This is a genomic window from Pseudoxanthomonas sp. 22568 (assembly GCF_052044485.1).
Lineage (GTDB): Bacteria > Pseudomonadota > Gammaproteobacteria > Xanthomonadales > Xanthomonadaceae > Pseudoxanthomonas_A > Pseudoxanthomonas_A beigongshangi.
In genome coordinates this window covers 1-310 of record NZ_JBQENC010000038.1, presented here as the reverse complement: position 1 = coordinate 310, position 310 = coordinate 1, and the positions used below count along the sequence as shown (strand labels likewise).

Below are 310 nucleotides of genomic sequence, written 5' to 3'. Positions count from 1 at the left end.
CGGCGTCGTCCTTGGCGCTGTTGATGCGCAGGCCGGAAGACAGCCGCTGGATGGTGGTGGCCAGCGATGCGCCGCTGGTGCCGAGATTGCGCTGTGCGTTCAGCGAAATCGTGTTGGTGTTGATGACTTGTGCCATGAAAGATTTCCTTCAGTGTTGCGACCGGGGTGGTGCCTGGCCGGGGCGGACGGGGAAAGAGTCCGCCCCGGCTTTGTCTCCGTGATTAGCGGAGCAGGCTGAGAACGTTCTGCGGCACCTGGTTGGCCTGGGCCAGCATGGCCGTGCCGGCCTGCTGCAGGATCTGGGTGCGGG

The 310-nt window shown here is 64.8% G+C and carries 2 protein-coding genes; both read right to left on the bottom strand.

Translation table 11 applies throughout. The annotated features are described in order from the left end of the window. Positions 1-136 (bottom strand): flagellin N-terminal helical domain-containing protein (locus ACTJI2_RS20050; protein WP_440843144.1); only part of this gene is annotated, 136 nt, incomplete at its 3' end. An 85-nt stretch (positions 137-221) separates the two neighbouring features. Beyond that, a complete protein-coding gene (locus tag ACTJI2_RS20045; protein WP_440843142.1) occupies positions 222-296 on the bottom strand; it encodes a flagellin in 75 nt (24 codons plus the stop codon). Between the last annotated feature and the right edge of the window lie 14 nt (positions 297-310).